Source organism: Serratia sp. JKS000199, from assembly GCF_900215455.1.
Taxonomy (GTDB): domain Bacteria; phylum Pseudomonadota; class Gammaproteobacteria; order Enterobacterales; family Enterobacteriaceae; genus Serratia; species Serratia ureilytica.
Map to the genome: position 1 here is coordinate 1,503,051 of NZ_LT907843.1, position 17,543 is coordinate 1,520,593.

The 17,543-nt window shown below is 59.1% G+C and carries 14 protein-coding genes and 1 other RNA gene; 5 read left to right on the forward strand and 10 right to left on the reverse strand.

Annotated features, from left to right (window positions below; all coding sequences use genetic code 11):
• The first annotated feature begins 159 nt into the window (after positions 1-159).
• The 4 genes from CPH57_RS07335 (at position 160) to CPH57_RS07350 (ending at position 4,627) form a co-directional block, all read left to right on the forward strand.
• A complete protein-coding gene (locus CPH57_RS07335; RefSeq protein ID WP_016927954.1) occupies positions 160-624 on the forward strand; it encodes an NlpC/P60 family protein in 465 nt (154 codons plus the stop codon).
• A gap of 59 nt (positions 625-683) precedes the next feature.
• A complete protein-coding gene (locus CPH57_RS07340) occupies positions 684-1,697 on the forward strand; it encodes a lipoate--protein ligase A (RefSeq protein WP_046898508.1) in 1,014 nt (337 codons plus the stop codon).
• Positions 1,698-2,208: 511 nt separating this feature from the next.
• Positions 2,209-2,940, forward strand: a complete 732-nt coding sequence (locus CPH57_RS07345) for an EAL domain-containing protein (RefSeq protein ID WP_033642891.1) — start codon at positions 2,209-2,211, stop codon at positions 2,938-2,940.
• A gap of 244 nt (positions 2,941-3,184) precedes the next feature.
• On the forward strand, positions 3,185-4,627 hold the full coding sequence (locus CPH57_RS07350) for a protein adenylyltransferase SelO (protein WP_096242190.1): 1,443 nt from the start codon (positions 3,185-3,187) through the stop codon (positions 4,625-4,627).
• A 740-nt stretch (positions 4,628-5,367) separates the two neighbouring features.
• On the opposite strand, the gene CPH57_RS07355 is transcribed toward CPH57_RS07350, so the two are convergent.
• From CPH57_RS07355 to CPH57_RS07395, 9 genes are all read right to left on the reverse strand, one after another.
• Entirely contained in the window at positions 5,368-6,153 is a 786-nt protein-coding gene (locus CPH57_RS07355; RefSeq protein WP_033642893.1) for a heme ABC transporter ATP-binding protein, read from the reverse strand.
• Positions 6,146-7,150 carry an iron ABC transporter permease gene (locus CPH57_RS07360; protein ID WP_033642894.1) on the reverse strand — a complete coding sequence of 335 codons (1,005 nt, stop codon included), beginning with the start codon at positions 7,148-7,150 and terminating at the stop codon, positions 6,146-6,148. Before CPH57_RS07360 ends, CPH57_RS07355 begins: the two co-directional genes overlap by 8 nt.
• Complete coding sequence (locus tag CPH57_RS07365) at positions 7,150-7,980, reverse strand: hemin ABC transporter substrate-binding protein (protein WP_033642895.1); 831 nt, start codon at positions 7,978-7,980, stop codon at positions 7,150-7,152. Before CPH57_RS07365 ends, CPH57_RS07360 begins: the two co-directional genes overlap by 1 nt.
• The gene (locus CPH57_RS07370) at positions 7,977-9,014 is read right to left on the reverse strand and encodes a hemin-degrading factor (RefSeq protein WP_033642896.1); all 1,038 of its coding nucleotides are present in this window, start codon (positions 9,012-9,014) and stop codon (positions 7,977-7,979) included. The genes CPH57_RS07365 and CPH57_RS07370 overlap by 4 nt, the downstream gene beginning before the upstream one ends.
• 66 nt (positions 9,015-9,080) lie before the next feature.
• A complete protein-coding gene (locus tag CPH57_RS07375) occupies positions 9,081-11,165 on the reverse strand; it encodes a TonB-dependent hemoglobin/transferrin/lactoferrin family receptor (RefSeq protein ID WP_033642897.1) in 2,085 nt (694 codons plus the stop codon).
• Between the two features lie 94 nt (positions 11,166-11,259).
• Positions 11,260-11,442 (reverse strand): hemin uptake protein HemP, encoded by a 183-nt coding sequence (hemP, locus tag CPH57_RS07380; protein ID WP_016927944.1) that lies wholly within the window; start codon positions 11,440-11,442, stop codon positions 11,260-11,262.
• A 172-nt stretch (positions 11,443-11,614) separates the two neighbouring features.
• A complete protein-coding gene (locus CPH57_RS07385) occupies positions 11,615-12,100 on the reverse strand; it encodes a glutathione peroxidase (protein ID WP_033642898.1) in 486 nt (161 codons plus the stop codon).
• A 105-nt stretch (positions 12,101-12,205) separates the two neighbouring features.
• Entirely contained in the window at positions 12,206-13,252 is a 1,047-nt protein-coding gene (locus CPH57_RS07390; protein ID WP_047576003.1) for a 3-deoxy-7-phosphoheptulonate synthase, read from the reverse strand.
• Between the two features lie 196 nt (positions 13,253-13,448).
• Positions 13,449-14,309, reverse strand: coding sequence for a pyruvate, water dikinase regulatory protein (locus CPH57_RS07395; RefSeq protein WP_160880175.1), 861 nt, complete (start codon positions 14,307-14,309; stop codon positions 13,449-13,451).
• Positions 14,310-14,767: 458 nt separating this feature from the next.
• Between CPH57_RS07395 and ppsA the strand changes: the two genes are divergently transcribed.
• Positions 14,768-17,146 carry a phosphoenolpyruvate synthase gene (ppsA, locus tag CPH57_RS07405; RefSeq protein WP_096242191.1) on the forward strand — a complete coding sequence of 793 codons (2,379 nt, stop codon included), beginning with the start codon at positions 14,768-14,770 and terminating at the stop codon, positions 17,144-17,146.
• A 109-nt stretch (positions 17,147-17,255) separates the two neighbouring features.
• On the opposite strand, the gene rprA is transcribed toward ppsA, so the two are convergent.
• Positions 17,256-17,367, reverse strand: an RNA gene (gene rprA, locus CPH57_RS07410) — antisense sRNA RprA.
• Positions 17,368-17,543 lie beyond the last annotated feature (176 nt).

The window sequence follows — 17,543 nt, forward strand, 5'->3', positions numbered from 1 at the left end:
CTGCTATTATCTCCCTCATGGCGCTTGCCTTTTTCCCCGTGCGGGAGATAAATTAACGCGAAATAGCGCTTTCCTTACGTGGTGCCGGCTTTGCCTCGCAGGCAGTGTAGTGGTGTACCGAATGGCATAATGCGGCAACGTGTTCAATGAAGGGATATTATGCGGATGCGTGTGTGGTTTTTATTAGCCAGTTTAATCCTCGCCGGTTGCAGCAGCCATGCGCCGCCACCCAGCGGCCGCCTGGCGGATTCTATCGTGGTGGTGGCTCAGCTCAATGAACAACTGCGCCAGTGGTACGGCACGCCATACCGTTACGGTGGCCTGGATCGCGGCGGCGTGGATTGCTCCGGCTTTGTTTACCGCACGTTCCGCGATCGCTTCGATATGCAGCTGCCCCGTTCGACCGAAGAGCAAACCTCGCTGGGCACCAAGGTCTCGCGCGACGAACTGATGCCGGGCGATCTGGTGTTTTTCAAAACCGGCGGCGGTGAGAACGGTCTGCACGTCGGCATTTACGATACCAACGACCAATTTATCCACGCTTCGACCAGCCGCGGGGTGATCCGCTCCTCGCTCGATAACGTTTACTGGAAACGGGTGTACTGGCAGGCGCGGCGCATTTAGCCTTAACCCGTTGATTTGGTGTATCATGGCGGCATCACGTGTTTTGAACGGTGCCTGCCATGAACAGTTTGCGTTTACTGATCTCCGACTCCTACGATCCCTGGTTCAACCTGGCGGTGGAAGAGTGCATCTTCCGCGAAATGACCACGCAAAAAATCCTCTTCCTGTGGCGCAATGCCGAAACGGTGGTGATCGGCCAGTCGCAGAACCCCTGGAAAGAGTGCAACACCCGGCGTATGGAACAGGATGGCATTCGGCTGGCGCGGCGCAGCAGCGGCGGCGGGGCGGTATTCCACGATTTGGGCAACACCTGTTTCACCTTTATGGCCGGCAAGCCGGGGTACGATAAAAGCGTCTCCACGAACATCATTCTGCAAGCGCTGCGGCAGTTGGGCGTAACGGCCGGCGCATCGGGTCGCAATGACCTGGTGATGGAAACTGCCGATGGGCCGCGCAAAATATCCGGCTCCGCCTATCGCGAAACGCAGGATCGCGGTTTCCACCACGGCACGCTGTTGCTGAATGCCGATCTGGAGCGGCTGGCGGACTACCTCAATCCGGATCCCAAAAAACTGCAGGCCAAGGGCATCACCTCGGTGCGTTCACGCGTCGCCAACCTGGCGGAGTTTTTGCCGGGCATCAGCCATGAGCAGGTGTGTGAGGCGATCGTGCAGGCCTTCTTCGCCCACTATGGCGAGACGGCCGAGCCGGAGATCATTTCGCCGGATGTATTCCCCGATCTGCCCGATTTTGCCGCGCAGTTCGCCAAACAGAGCAGTTGGGAATGGAATTTCGGCAAGGCGCCGGCGTTCAGCCATCTGCTAAATGAACGCTTCGTCTGGGGCGGCGTGGACCTGTTCTTCGATGTGGAGAAGGGGACAATTGTTCGTGCGCAGGTATTCACCGACAGCCTGAATCCGGCTCCGCTACAGCGGTTGGCGGACATGCTGGTGGGCTGCGCGTACCGCAGTGAGCCCGTCGCCGCCTGCTGCGACCGCCTGGTGGCGGCCTATCCGCAACAGGCGGCTGAATTGACCGAGCTGCGGCAATGGCTGAGCGATACCATCCGCTAGCCGGGCGGTCTGGCTGCGAGGGGATGAGCGTGCTCATCCCTTTTTTTATCGCTGAAAGCGACGTTTCGCTGGGCGTAGCGCAGATTTTCTGAAAATCAAGGTGGGCATTTTTTCAGGTTTTCAATGCTGCGAATAACGGGCGGAATTGATGCGTTATTAAATTTAATCAGTCATCGTTAACGGCCGGAAAAATTGGCGTTAAGTCAGAAAGATTATTTTACTTTATTTAGGATTTTTCTTAATTAAAACAAAGGAGATAAGTCAAATTTGACCTCAAATCCATTCCACTTAAGCCAAATATCTTTTCGCATCACGCGCCGAACGAGAAAACTGGCATAAGTGCGGCTGCTTTTCTTTGCGCCGTTCGCGATTGTCGTATAGCTTTAATCTATCAATTAAATGATATTTTACGAGCATTTGCATTGATATTTCCGATTAATCCCAGAAGGATTGATCGATAAAATATATTGATATACGATGATACGCTAGCCATTCATCCTGTGGCATTAAAATGAACATCCAACTCGAAGCTGACTTTATTAGTAGCTATGTTTTTCAACCTGTTTACTCAATGGAGGGCGGGCTGTTGGCGGTGGAAATGTTGAGCCGTTTCAACAGTCTCGACGGTGATTTAGCCATGCCGGCCGAAATTGGGATTAATTTATTGGCGCCTGAACAAAGGATTGAGTTATTTAATGAGCAATTGAGACTGGCGGAGCAGCATGCTGCCTGGTTTACCGGTAACAGCGTGCAGTTGACCATCAATATCGAAGAAACCATCGTCGAGCTTATTCTTTCCGATCCGGCCTTGTGCCAGAGGATCCGGCAATATCCTTTTATTGCATTTGAAATGAGTGAGAGTTTTCCGAATCTTTCTGCCGGAAAGAACAATACGAGCGTGCGGCGATTAAGCGAATTGTTTACGCTGTGGCTCGATGATTTCGGTTCCGGTAAAGCCACGCTGACCGCGTTGTACGATGGTTTGTTTGACTACGTAAAGATAGACAAGCGTTTTTACTGGCAGCTGTTTACCCATCAGGGGTATGACGTGGTCATCGACTCGTTGTTAAAGAATATCAACCTGTTGTGTAAAGGCGTGATCGTCGGAGGAATAGAGAAAAAAGAGTACTTTAATAAACTCAGATACGCCGGTGTTTTAGGCCTGCAAGGTTTTTTATGGCCCAGCGTTGGTGTGGATAATCTGCAAGCTTTGCTGGCGATGCCCAGCGAGTTCAATAATTAAGAAGTGATACAAAAAAACTACACACAATGAGGTAAATAAGCGACGGGGTGATGTTTAGCGTGATTCAGTCGCCGTTATTCCCCCACGTTTTGCTGATAACCGCGTTTGTCAGCCGACGTTCAGCGCGTTTCCTCACGCGAAACCTCCCGCATCCGTTCTGGCGACAGGCGGATGCGTTCTCCCTGCATTCCTTCGGTGTTAATCCTCCCGTTCAGGCTCTACACTACGCTGAAACGGAGGGCCTATGCCGCAATTCGATAACGCTTACTACCAACAATTACCCGGTTTCTACACCGCCCTGAACCCGACGCCGCTCAAGGATGCGCGCCTGCTGTACCACAGTGAGCCGCTGGCGCGCGAGCTGGGGCTGGATGAAAGTTGGTTTACTCAGGATAAAACCCCGATTTGGGCGGGGGAAACGCTGCTGCCGGGCATGCAGCCGTTGGCGCAGGTGTACAGTGGCCACCAGTTCGGCGTCTGGGCCGGGCAACTGGGCGATGGGCGCGGCATTTTGCTGGGCGAACAAGTCCTGGCGGACGGCAGTCACCGCGACTGGCACCTGAAGGGCGCCGGGCTGACGCCGTATTCACGCATGGGGGATGGCCGCGCGGTGCTGCGTTCGGTTGTCCGCGAGTTTCTGGCCTCTGAGGCGTTGCACCATCTGGGGATCCCCACCACGCGTGCGTTAACTATTGTCACCAGTCAACAACCGGTATACCGCGAGCAGCCGGAACGCGGCGCGATGCTGCTGCGGGTGGCGGAAAGCCATGTGCGCTTCGGTCACTTCGAACACTTTTATTACCGCAAACAGCCGGAGCAGGTGCGGCAGCTGGCGGATTTCGTCATCGCCCGTCACTGGCCGCAGTGGCAGGATCAGGCCGATCGTTACCTGTTGTGGTTTACCGACGTGGTCGAACGCACGGCGCGCCTGATCGCCCATTGGCAAACCGTCGGATTCGCCCACGGCGTGATGAACACCGACAACATGTCGATTCTCGGCATCACCATCGATTACGGCCCTTACGGCTTCCTCGATGACTATCAGCCCGGCTATATCTGTAACCATTCCGACCATCAAGGGCGTTACGCCTTTGATAATCAGCCGGCGGTGGCGCTATGGAACCTGCATCGCCTGGCGCAAACCTTGTCGGGGCTGATGACTGCCGAACAGTTGCAGCAGGCGTTGGCGGCGTATGAACCGGCGTTGATGCGCGCCTATGGCGAACAGATGCGCGCCAAACTGGGCTTCTTCACGCCGACGGCGCAGGATAACGACGTGCTGACCGGCCTGTTGAGCCTGATGGCCCAGGAAGGGCGGGACTATACCCGCACGTTCCGCCTGTTGAGCGAAACCGAACAGCAACAGGCGCAGTCGCCGCTGCGCGATGAGTTTATTGACCGCGCGGCCTTCGACGCCTGGTATCAGCAATATCGTCAGCGTTTGCAGCAGGAGCAGGTCAGCGACGCGGAGCGGCAACGGGCGATGAAGGCGGTGAACCCGCGGCTGATCCTGCGCAACTACCTGGCCCAGCAAGCGATTGAGGATGCGGAGAAAGACGACGTCGGCCGTTTGCAGCGGTTGCATCAGGCCTTGCTGCGGCCGTTCGACGATGCGCCGGAGTATGACGATCTCGCCGCGCTGCCGCCGGACTGGGGCAAACATCTGGAGATTTCCTGCTCCAGCTGAGATGAAAAAAGGGCGCCTCATGGCGTAATGCTGGTCAGTTAGCGTTTTTATGCAGGCGTTCGTGAAATTTTCGGTCGATAAAAGTGAGATGCCTCATGTGGCTCACGCACCTCGACCGAGCCAGGGGCCGAAGGCGCGGCCCCTGGCAACCCGCGCCTTTGCCCTGTCAGACGGTTGGCTTTGCCAACTGCCCTCTCTCCGCCATAGCGCATTGAGGCCGGTTGCGACAGGCGTCCCTGCCTGTCTCACCTGAAACCGCCGTCCATGGCGGTTTCTCCTAATGCGCTATGCCTGCGTTCGGCGTCTTCAAGGGCGCCCAACACCGCGCTCATCTCCAACTTCTCTACCACAACCTCATAAGCGACAGATTTCCCGATAGCAGCCAGCTCAGGTGTTGACCTTGGGCGCGCATCACCGGCTGCCGAGCAAGACGGCGTTGTCAGGGGCAACCGGCCAGGGAAGGCCGGTTGAGGCGAGACTAACAGGGACGTTTGTCGCAGCCGACCCGCCCGACAACGCAGACGCGGCGAGGGTATCCGCATAGCGGACAGACGGTGTTAAGCAAAGGCGCGGGTGGAGGGGCCGCGCCATCGGCCCCTCCAATTGCCGTTCATGTTGGCCACAGAGAAATGCGGGACATTTACGGCAATTCCCCTGCACAGAACGCCCAGAGGCTGGATAAAAAAATGCCACTCAGGATTAACTGAGCGGCAGTACGCCTCATGGCGCCCTTGAACGTTTCATTGGCGCAGATAGACCTGCGGCAACGACACTTCGGGATGATGAATCACGCCGAGATCGGCCTGGTACCAGCGGGTGAGGATTTCCGTCTGCAACACTTCCTGCGGTGTGCCGCTCGCCACCAGGCGCCCCTGATGCAGCAGCAGGATGCGGTCGGCGTACAGCGCCGCCAGATTGAGATCGTGCAGCACACAGCAGACGCCCAGCGGCTGTTGGCGCGTCAACGAGCGCAGCAGGCGCAGGGTATGCTGCTGGTGGTAAAGATCCAACGCCGAAGTCGGCTCGTCGAGGAACAGCCAGGCGGGGGACGGCTGCGGCTGCCACAGCTGTGCCAATACCCGCGCCAGTTGCACCCGCTGCTGTTCGCCGCCGGACAGCTGACGATAGTCGCGCTGCGCCAGCGCCAGGCAATCGGTCTGCGCCATAACCTGTTGGATCGCCTGGTGCTCGTCGCGTTTGCCGTGCGGCGCGCGTCCCATGCTGACCACTTCTTCCACGCTGAAGGGGAACGCCAGATCGCTGTATTGACGCATCACGGCTCGGACTTTGGCCAACTGCTGCGGCGCCCAGTGTTCCAGCGGGCGGCCAAGCAGCCGGCATTCGCCACAGTCCGGCGTCAAATAGCCGGTCAGCAAACGCAGCAGCGTCGATTTGCCGGCGCCGTTAGGGCCGATAATCGCCACCATTTCACCGCCGGCGAGGCTGAGCGAAACATCGTTGATCAAGCGGCGCGTACCGAGGCTGTAGCGCAACTCCCGGGCCGTGAGGTTGGCGGCGTTATCCACTGGTTCGCTCCCGCTGGCGCATCACCAGCCACAAGAAGTAAGGGCCGCCGATCAGGCTGGTCATCAATCCCACCGGCATTTCGGCCGGCGCCACCAGCGTGCGCGCCAGCGTGTCGCTGACCAGTAGCAGGCAGGCGCCGCCCAGAGCAGAGCAGGGCAGCAGCCAGCGGTGATCCCCGCCGAGGCGCATACGCACCAGATGCGGCACCACCAGACCGACGAAGCCGATCACGCCGCTCATCGCCACCGCCGCGCCGATCAACAGGGCGCTCAACAGCAGCAGCTGCAGCTTGGCGCGCTGAACGTTCACCCCGAGGTAGTGTGCCTCTTCGTCCCCCAGCTGTAACAGGTTCAGACGACGCGCCTGCAGCAGCGTCAGCAGTGCCGTGGGCAGGATCAGCGAGGCGGAAACGGCCAGCGTCGGCCATTGCGACTGGCTGAGGCTGCCCATCATCCACAGCGAGAATTGGCGCAGCTGTTGATCGCTGCTGATGTAGGAGAGCACGCCGATGGCAGCCATACACAGGGCGTTGATCGCGATGCCCGCCAGCAGCAGCCGCGACAGATTGCCGTGCCCGCTGCGGCTGATGCCGTAGATCAACAGCGATACCAGCAGGCTGCCGAGGAACGCCGCCAGCATGTGGCCATACAACGCGATCGTCACCGGCAACGCCAGCGGCATCACGATGAACAGCGCGACAAACAGCGCGCCGCCGCTGCTGATGCCCAGCAGGCTCGGATCCGCCAGCGGATTGCGGAACAGCCCCTGCATGACCGCGCCGGATACCGCCAGCGCACAGCCGATCACCACCGCCAACAGCACGCGCGGCAGGCGGATGTTCAGCCAGATGTGCCAGGCGGCGTCGCTGAAGGGTTCGCGCCACAGGGTGCCAAACGACAGCGTCAGCGCGCCCAGGTTAGCGGCGACCAGCGCCAGCAGCGTCAGCAGCACCAGCAGGCCGATGATGGCTAACTGAGGCGAGGTGCGGCAGCGCATTACTTTTGCTCCGCCGCGTGGCGCAGTTTGGCCAGCGCCGCCGGCGTTTCCAGACCGAAGCCCAGCAGCGCCATGTCATCGACGATCAGCACGCGACGCTGCTTACCTGCCGGCGTCAACGCCAGACCCGGCAACGTCCACAGTTGCTGTTCGCCGCCGAGAGTGCGCACGCCGTCGGTGGTGACCAGCAACAGGTCCGGCGCGCTGGCGATGACGCCTTCCTGCGACAGCGGACGGTAGCGGTCAAAACCCTGCATGGCGTTTTTCAGTCCGGCGGCGGCGATCACCGCGTCGGCGGCGGTGTGTTGCCCGGCCGCCATCGGTGTAATGCCGCCGTGGCTCATCACAAACAGCACCTTGACCGGCAGCGGAGTGGTATCGACCGCCGCCAGCTGCTGTTGATAGCGCTCGCTCAACTGCTTGCCTTGCTCATCACGCTGCAGCGCGGCGGCGATCGCGGCGATTTTTTGCGGCACCGCCTGCAGGGTGGTGTCACCCGGCACGCTGACGACCTTGACGCCGCTGTCCGCCAGTTGTTTGAGCACCAGCGCCGGCTGCGCCAGCTCGGTCGTCAGCACCAGCGTCGGTTTCAGCGCCAGAATGCCTTCGGCGTTCAGCTGGCGCATGTAGCCGACGTCCGGCAGCTTTTTCACCGCTTCCGGATGCAGGCTGGTGCTGTCGCGGGCGATCACGTCGTCGCCAGCGCCGAGCGCAAAGGCGATTTCCGTCACGTCGCCGCCGATCGAGACGATGCGCTGCGCGGCGGCGGCGGTGAGCGGCAGCGTCAGCGTCACCATCAACGCCAGGCGGCGGATCAAGGAGGATTTCATGCGGCGATGTCCTTGGCGGCGAGCGCGGCGACCTGCTCGCGCCACTGGGTTTGTTCCGGTTGGCCTTCGGTGCGCTGGCCATACAGCTGCGCGATCTGCGTGCCATCTGCGGCGAACAGCTCCAGGCTGGTGACGATGCCGTCTTTGGTCGGTTTGCGGGTGATCCAGCTTTCGGCGATGGCGTTTTCAATCAGGTGCAGCGTGAAGCGGCGGTTGAACACGTTGATCCAGCCTTCCTGCGGCATCAACCGTTCGATCTGGCCGGTGAAAATCTGCACGCAGCCACGGTTGCCGACGAAGATCATGATCTCATTTTGCTGTTGCTGCGCCGCCTCCAGCAGTTGCGACAGCGCGCTGTTGTCCACCTGATAGGCCAGATCGTCGCCGACGGCGCGGAAGGCCTGCTGGCGCGTCAGCTTATTGCGGCTCAGCAGCTGGAAGAACTGGTGCACGTCGGTCATCGCGCGCCATTCAGCGTCGATTTTGGCCTGATCCTGCGTGGCTTCATCGGAGGTGGCCGCCTCGGCGGGCTGCAGCGCCAGCGCCGGGTTTTCTTCGCTCAGGTGGCGTTCCACCAGCGCCATCCAGGCCGGCAGATCGGTTTCCTCGGTGGTGTAGACCTTGTGCAGCGCATCGCCCTGCGGGTCAAAGAACTGAATGCTGTGGCGCACGCCGCGCTTGTTGGTTTCGCTCATGGCGAAGACGCTGGTCCAGTGGTTGAGGAACAGGCGCAGATCCAGCTCGCGCGGGTTGAGGATCAGCCCGGCGTGGCCGTTGAGGTGCTGGTTGCGGTAGCGGCCCATCTGCTCATGCACCGCATAGCTGTTGCGGGTGATGGACTTGGTGACGCCCACTTGCTCGAGTTCGGTCAGCAATGTGCGGGCGTCGGCCTGCAGGCGGCGTGCGTCGTGGCCAACGCGGGCGTGCGTCAGCTCCGCTTCGCTGACGCCAAGGATCGCCGCCAGATCGCGGGCGTATTTGCCGGGATGGTCGATTTTAGCCTGTTGGTAACGTTCGTACAGGGTGTTGCTCATGCGGGATTCTCCTGCGCTGTGATGCGAATGGCGGACACACCGGATGTCCGCCAGATAGTCAAATGATCACCACTGGTAGCTGACCAGCAGTTTGGCGTTGCGGCCATCCTGCGGGACGCCCTGCGGCGAGTAATATTCTTTGTCGAAGGCGTTGCCCAGCACCACGGTGGTGGTGACGCCCTGCAGACGGTCGCGGCCTTTGTAGCTCAGATAGAAGTCGTTAACCCCGTAGCCGCCTTGCTCCGGCGTCCCCGTCTGTACGCGGGTGGCGCGTTCGGCGAAGGTGGCGACCCAACCGGCGGACAGACCGGTTTCGCCCAGCGGCACATCCAGCGAGCTGGTGACGGTGTCCGGATTGATGCTGCTCAACCAGTCACCGGTCGCTTCATTTTTGCCGCGGGTGCGGTTATAAGCCAAATCCCAGCCGAACCAAGAGGTTTTATAGCTGAGCGTAGCGTCCCATCCCCAGATTTTTGCGCGATCGATATTGGTCGAAAAGGTGGTGCAACTGATGCAGTAAGGGCCGCGCGGGCCGCGTCCCAGCTCCATGGTGACGTCGGTTGTGATGTAATCCTTGGCTTTGGTATCGAAATAGCTCGCTTTGAACTGCAAGCTATCATCGGCGAGCAGCAGATCGTCGAAACGCAGGCCAAATCCGTACTCTTGAGTTTCATTGGTTTCCGGTTTCAAATTAGGGTTCGGCACCCAATAGTTGGTGATGGTGGTAGGCCCCATTGGGATGGAGAAGTGTTTGGAGTCGTTGTACATCTCACCCATCGTCGGTGCGCGGAACGCCTGAGAATAGGAGCCGAACAGCATCAGCCAGTCGGTGGGGGTAATGCTGACTGCGCCGCGTGAGGACCATTTGTTCGCATCCACATCGGCATAGCCGTCACTTGAGCCCTTGTAATTGTCATAGCGGGTGCCGGCGAGCAGGGTGACGGGCAGATCGCGCAGCGTGATTTCGTCCTGCAGCCAGCCTGAAGCGAAGTTGATTTTTGCGTGCGGGAAACTTTCGGTCGCTCCGCCCGGCGTTTGCTCCTGTTTGTAAGCCTCGGTGCCGTAGGTCAACAGGTGCGAAGCGAAAGTATCTGCAAACAGGCGTGTGCGGTTTTCGAGTTTGGCGCCTTTAGTGGTTTGTTTGCGCGCTTCATCTTCGCTGCCGCTGGCGTGCGCGTTAATTTTCACGTCCGAGTAATACACTTTCGCTTCAGCATCCAGCCAATCCTGGCCGACCGGCTTCAGTTTGTAACTCAGAGCCGCGTCGCGTTGGATCGTCGAACGATCGGTCATTAAGTTTCCAGCGGAGCTGGCTGGCGTTTGTGGGTTTTTCGGCTCTTGGGCGCTGTTGTTGTAGTAACGAAGGTTGCCGCCCAGCGACTGGTTGTCGTCGATCTTCCAGGTGCCTTTGGCCAGCACGTTGTTGATGGTTTCGTCGTTGGGGGCATCGAAGCCATTGCCCTGGCGCAGATTGCCGACGTCGCGGGTGCCGAACGACAGCAGGCCGTCGAGGTTATCGGTCTTGCCGTAGGCGCTGGCGCCCATGCCCAAGCTGTGATCGCCGCTGCCGGCGGTGCCGTAGACGCGGAACCCGCTGTCGTGGCCTGGCAACAGCAGGTCGGCGGCGTCGACAGTTTCATAAGACACTACGCCACCCAACGCGCCGCTGCCGTACAGCAGGGCAGAAGGGCCGCGCACGATTTCGATGCGCTTCACCAACGCAGGATCTAAAAATGTGCCGTTAATATGGCCGGTATCGGTGCCCTGGCGGATGCCGTCGACCAGCGTCAGCACGCCGCGTCGGTCGTAACCGCGCATCATGAGATCCTGCCCATTGCTGCGGCCGGAGCCCGTGACGGTAATACCCGGCACGCGGCGCAGCATATCGGCAGCGGTCCCCGCAGTTTGGCTTTCCGGCGAACTGCCTTCGATGACCGTCACCATCATCGGCGCTTCAAAGCTGCTGCGCTGATTGCCGGTGGCGACCACGGTCATGGTTTCGTCAGCGGCTTTGGCTTTTTTGGCCGGCGTCGCGGGGGAAGAAGAGGGTGTCGTGCTGGTGTTTTGTGCCAAGGCCACCGTAGGCAGAGCGCAGGCAATCGCCAGACTCAACGCGGAAAAACGCAGCCGGGTGGAAAATGTCAGAGGCATGGTGCAACTCTCCGTATGTAATGAAACATATCAATAGATTTGCTGGCTGCCTGGATCACAAGATCGGGGTGGCTGGCGTTTGAGGATTCTGTGGTTATTTGGTCAGGATCAATTTCCCTGCCTTGGTCTGCCGCAGTTGATAGCGCTGGCCCTGATGGGTAATGAACGCGATGCCGTCGGCGCCGAGCAGCTGTGCGCTGTCGTAGCTGGGCGGCGCGTTTGCGCTGTGCTCGGTCGGGGCCGCGGCGGCGGGAGTTGGCGTGTTGGCAGTATCCATCATCTTTGTGCTTATAAAACAGACCATTAAATGGTAATTAATATCAAATTGAGAATCATTATCATGTGATGGAAAGGTTACATCAAGGAAAATTTTCTTACCGATGGAACCTTTTTGCCGAACGGACATCCGGCGACGGGCCGAACGCGCTCGGCCCGTAAAAAAGAGGGGATTATTTCAGCAGGGTTTCGATGCGGTCGAACAGACGCTCAGGTTTGGTGATCGGCGCAAAGCGTGTGACACGTTGGCCATCGGCGGTGAGCAGGAATTTGGTGAAATTCCATTTGATGCGGCGGCTGCCCAGAATGCCGGGCGCCAGGCGTTTCAGTTCGTTGAACAGCGGATGGGCGCCGGGGCCGTTGACCTCTATTTTGTTGAACAGCGGGAAACTGACGCCGTAGTTGAGGCTGCAAAAATTGGCGATCTCAAGCGGACTGCCCGGCTCCTGAGAACCAAACTGGTTGCAAGGGAAGCCGAGCACCATCAACCCGCGTTCGCGATAGTATTGCCACAAATTTTCCAGCCCGCGGTATTGCGGGGTGAAGCCGCACTTGCTGGCGGTGTTGACCACCAGGTAAGCGCGCGCCGGGAAATCGCCCAGCGTTTTTTGCTCGCCCTGCAGCGTGACGCAGGGGATGGATAACAGAGAGTGAATCATGCCGGGGCTCCCAGTGCGTTGCGGCGGGTGTTAAAGGATTGCGATCAGTATAGATGAGCGAAACAGGGGAGATAAAGCCGGGGCGTGGCCCCGGCCTGCGATAGGCTAGAAGCGGCTATCGATGGCATCCGCCAGCATCGCCAGCAGCTGTTCGCTGTCGGACCAGCTCAGGCAAGGATCGGTGATCGACTGGCCATAGGTCAGCGGCTGGCCGGCGACGATTTTCTGCGTGCCTTCCACCAGGAAGCTTTCCGCCATCACGCCGGTGATGGCGGCAGAGCCGGCGCGGATCTGCTGGCAGACATTGTCGGCCACTTCCAACTGACGGCGATGCATCTTCTGGCAGTTGCCGTGGCTGAAGTCGATCACCAGGTGCTCCGGCAGATCGAATTCACGCAGGCTGTCACAGGCGGCGGCGATATCGCTGGCGTGGTAGTTCGGCGTTTTGCCGCCGCGCATGATGATGTGGCCGTACGGGTTGCCGCTGGTCTGGTAGATGGTCATCTGACCATGTTTGTCCGGCGACAGGAACATGTGCCCGGCGCGCGCCGCGCGAATGGCGTCGATGGCGATGCGGGTGTTGCCGTCGGTGCCGTTTTTGAAGCCGACCGGGCAGGAGAGCGCCGAGGCCATTTCACGGTGGATCTGGCTTTCGGTGGTGCGCGCACCGATGGCGCCCCAGCTGATCAGATCGGCGATGTATTGGCCGACGACCATGTCCAGAAATTCGGTGGCGGTCGGCAGGCCGAGCTGGTTCACCTCCAGCAGCAGGCGGCGCGCCATTTCGATGCCGCGGTTGACCTGGAAGGTGCCGTCCAGTGCCGGATCGGAGATCAGGCCTTTCCAGCCGACAACGGTGCGCGGTTTTTCGAAGTAGGTGCGCATCACGATCTCCAGGCGATCCTGGTAGCGTTCGCGCAGGGTGTTCAGCCGGCCGGCGTAATCGACGGCGGCGTCGAGATCGTGGATGGAGCAGGGGCCGATCACCACCAGCAGGCGGCGGTCTTCGCCGGTAAGGATTTTTTCAATGCGTTTACGTGACGCTGTCACGTTATCGGCGACGGCCGCCGAGATCGGCAGCTTATCCGCCAACGCTTGCGGCGTGACGAGGCTGTCGATGCGCGCGGTCCGCAGTTCATCTGTTTTGTGCATGTTGTTCCCTGGAAACTGTTCTTCTCTGCGGCAGGAGCGCCGGGAAGTGATGGCGATCACAATAACGCAAAAAGCGCTGAATTCAACCGTAGAGATTGCGTTCTGTTGATCAAAGCCGCGAAAAAAAGCACAAAAAAATCAGCTGCTGCTGAAATAAACGGCAGGCGGCGGGGCGCGATGGCCCCGCGGGGAAAGATCAGAACATGCGGCGGCTCATGCCGAGGATATCGAGGATTTTGGTGGAGATCTCTTCGACCGAATAGTTGGTGGTGTTGAGGTAGCGGATCTGGTTTTTGCGGAACAGCGCCTCGACCTCGGCGATTTCCATGCGGCACTGGCGCAAGGAGGCGTAACGGCTGTTTTCGCGCCGCTCTTCACGGATCGCCGCCAGGCGCTCCGGATCGATGGTCAGGCCGAATAATTTATGCTGAAACGGTTTCAGCGAGGCCGGCAGATGCAAATTGTCCATATCGTCGGCGATAAACGGGTAGTTGGCGGCGCGGATGCCGAACTGCATCGCCAGATAGAGGCTGGTGGGGGTTTTGCCGCAGCGCGAGACGCCGAGCAGGATCACCTGCGCCTGATCGAGGTTGCGCAGCGAAATGCCATCATCGTGCGCCAGGGTATAGTCGATGGCGGCGATGCGGGCGTCGTACTTGCCGAGATTGCTGGCGGTCAGGCCGTGGGTGCGGTTCGGCACCGGCGTCGGTTCCACATCCAGCTCGCCCTGCAGCGGGCCGACCAGCGCCTGCACGATATCCTGGCAGAAGCCCTGGCTCTGGACGATCACATCGCGCACTTCCGGCGAGATGATGGAGTAAAACACCAACGGGCGCACGCCGGTTTCATGGTAAATATCATCGATTTGCTGGCGAACTGCGCGTGCGCGGGCCTCGGTTTCGACAAACGGCAGGGTATAGGTGGTCGCCGTGACCGGGAACTGCGACAGCACCGCGTGTCCCAGCACTTCGGCGGTGATCGCCGTACCATCCGAAATATAAAAAACGCTTCTTTCCACCCGAGGCTCCTTACCTGAAAACGGTGTTCCTGCTGTCATCACTGTCAATATCATGGGCCGCAGACGATCCGTCGGTAAAGGGGCGAGAGAAAAAATTGTGACGGCGGGGCGATAAACCGCCATGCGGCGGCGCTGGCGGAAAGCGCGATTAGCGGCCATAAAAAGTGCGGCCCAGCGGCGCTTTTCCACCTGAAGCGCGAGTTTGCCGTTATTTTCACCAAAAACGGTAGCGTTTGCGCGGTCATTAAAACAGAAGTTTAAAAAGAACGTAATTTGTTGAGAACTAAGCTTTTCGTGCGTTTGGGAACGGTTCCCAGGCAAATCAGCCGGTTAGGACATTCTCTTAAAAACCACTTTCTTCAGTGGGTTGATCGATTCACCTTTCCATTTTCCCCGGATCAGTGTGCTAGTCTGATTCGGCTCCGCGTTTAGCGGCGCCGTAAAGCAAGCGAATTAAATCCGTCTTTACCCTACTGATAGCAATAAGGATTGTCTCGATGTCCAACAATGGCCCAGACTTGCGTAATGTGCTTTGGTACAACCAGCTTGGCATGCACGACGTTGACCGTGTCGGCGGCAAAAACGCTTCCCTCGGTGAAATGATCACCAATCTTTCCGATTTGGGCGTGGCCGTGCCGAACGGTTTTGCCACCACCGCGCAGGCGTTTAACGATTTCCTCGAACAAAGCGGTGTTAACCAGCGCATCTATCAGTTACTGGATCAGACTGACGTTGACGACGTTGCACAACTGGCCAAGGCCGGTGCCCAGATCCGCCAATGGGTGATCGACACGCCGTTCCACGCCGAGTTCGAGCGTGAAATTCATCAGGCTTACCAACAGCTCGCCGACGGCGAACCGGAAGCCTCCTTTGCGGTGCGCTCCTCCGCCACGGCGGAAGACATGCCGGACGCTTCCTTCGCCGGCCAGCAGGAAACCTTCCTCAACGTGCAGGGCATCGACGCCGTGATGGTGGCGATCAAGCACGTGTTCGCGTCGCTGTTCAATGACCGCGCCATCTCTTATCGCGTGCACCAGGGTTACGACCACCGCGGCGTCGCGCTGTCGGCGGGCGTACAGCGCATGGTGCGCTCCGATCTGGCCTCCTCGGGCGTGATGTTCACCATCGACACCGAGTCCGGCTTTGATCAGGTGGTGTTCATCACCTCCGCCTTCGGTCTGGGTGAGATGGTGGTGCAGGGCGCGGTGAACCCGGATGAGTTCTATGTGCACAAGCCGACGTTGCAAAAAGGCAAGCCGGCGATCGTGCGCCGCAACCTGGGCTCGAAAAAAATCCGCATGGTGTACGCGCCGTCGCAGGATCACGGCAAGCAGGTGCGCATCGAAGACGTGCCGGAAGCGCAGCGCAGCCGGTTCTCGCTGACCGATGACGAAGTGCAGGCGCTGGCGCATCAAGCGATCCTGATCGAAAAACATTACGGCCGCCCGATGGATATCGAGTGGGCGAAAGACGGCCACACCGGCAAACTGCTGATCGTGCAGGCGCGCCCGGAGACCGTTCGCTCCAACGAACAGACCATGGAACGCTATCAGCTGAACGGCTCCAGCCCGGTGCTGGTGGAAGGCCGCGCCATCGGTCATCGCATCGGCGCCGGTCCGGTGAAGGTGATTCACGATATCAGCGAAATGGATCGCATCCAGCCGGGCGACGTGCTGGTGACCGACATGACCGATCCGGACTGGGAGCCGATCATGAAGAAGGCCGCTGCGATCGTCACCAACCGCGGCGGGCGCACCTGCCACGCGGCGATCATCGCCCGTGAGCTGGGCATTCCGGCGGTAGTGGGCTGTGGCCACGCCACCGACGTGCTGAAAGACGGCCAGAAAGTCACCGTATCCTGTGCGGAAGGCGACACCGGCTTCGTTTACAGCGACATGCTGGACTTCAGCGTGCAGAGCTCCGAAGTGACCGAACTGCCGGATCTGCCGCTGAAGATCATGATGAACGTCGGCAACCCGGATCGCGCTTTCGACTTCGCGCGTTTGCCGAACGAAGGCGTGGGCCTGGCGCGGCTGGAATTCATCATCAACCGCATGATTGGCGTGCACCCGCGCGCGCTGCTGGAGTTCGATCAGCAAACGCCGGCGTTGCAAAACGAAATTCGCGCGTTGATGCAGGGCTATGACCACCCGGTCGAGTTCTACGTCGGTCGTTTGACCGAAGGGATCGCGACGCTGGGCGCCGCCTTCTGGCCGAAGCGCGTGATCGTGCGTCTGTCCGACTTCAAATCCAACGAGTACGCCAACCTGGTGGGCGGCGACAAGTATGAACCGCACGAAGAGAACCCGATGCTGGGCTTCCGCGGGGCCGGCCGCTACGTGGCCGACAGCTTCCGCGATTGCTTCGCGCTGGAGTGCGAAGCGGTGAAACGCGTGCGTAACGAAATGGGGCTGACCAACGTCGAAATCATGGTGCCGTTCGTGCGCACCGTGGCGCAGGCGGAAGCGGTGGTGGCCGAGCTGGCGCGTCAGGGGCTGAAGCGCGGCGAAAACGGGCTGAAAGTGATCATGATGTGCGAGATCCCGTCCAATGCGCTGCTCGCGGATCAGTTCCTTGAGCACTTCGACGGCTTCTCCATCGGCTCCAACGACATGACCCAGCTGGCGCTGGGGCTGGATCGCGACTCCGGCGTGGTGTCGGAACTGTTCGACGAACGCAACGACGCGGTGAAAGCGCTGCTGTCGATGGCGATCCATGCGGCCAAACGCCACGGCAAATACGTCGGTATCTGCGGCCAGGGGCCGTCCGACCATGAAGACTTCGCCGAGTGGTTGATGGAGCAGGGCATCGATAGCCTGTCGCTCAATCCGGATACCGTAGTGCAGACCTGGATCAACTTGTCGAAAAAGAAATAAGGCTTCGGCGTTGCTAAGGCATTAATACCCGGCCGCAGTTTACGCTGCGGCCTTTTTATTTCTGAATGTAAATAACGGCGCGTTAAATAATCAATTTGGCGAAAAAAGAATAAAAAAAAGCCCATCGTAGGAGATGGGCAAAGACTACACACAGCAATTCACATGTATGGCATTACATTGTTCAGAAAGGTTGCTTTAAAATCAGTGATTTGAAGCAATAGATGGCCATAATACTAGATATTTGAACGCGACTAGTCATTAAGAATCATCCTAATCGATAGCGGTATCACCATTTATTTGCGGGCGTTATCTCTTTTTGCATTTTGCAGCAAACACGGATTTACATTGCACCTTTCCATTTGCCGCGCCTTAATCAATAAACAACGGCATTATATTT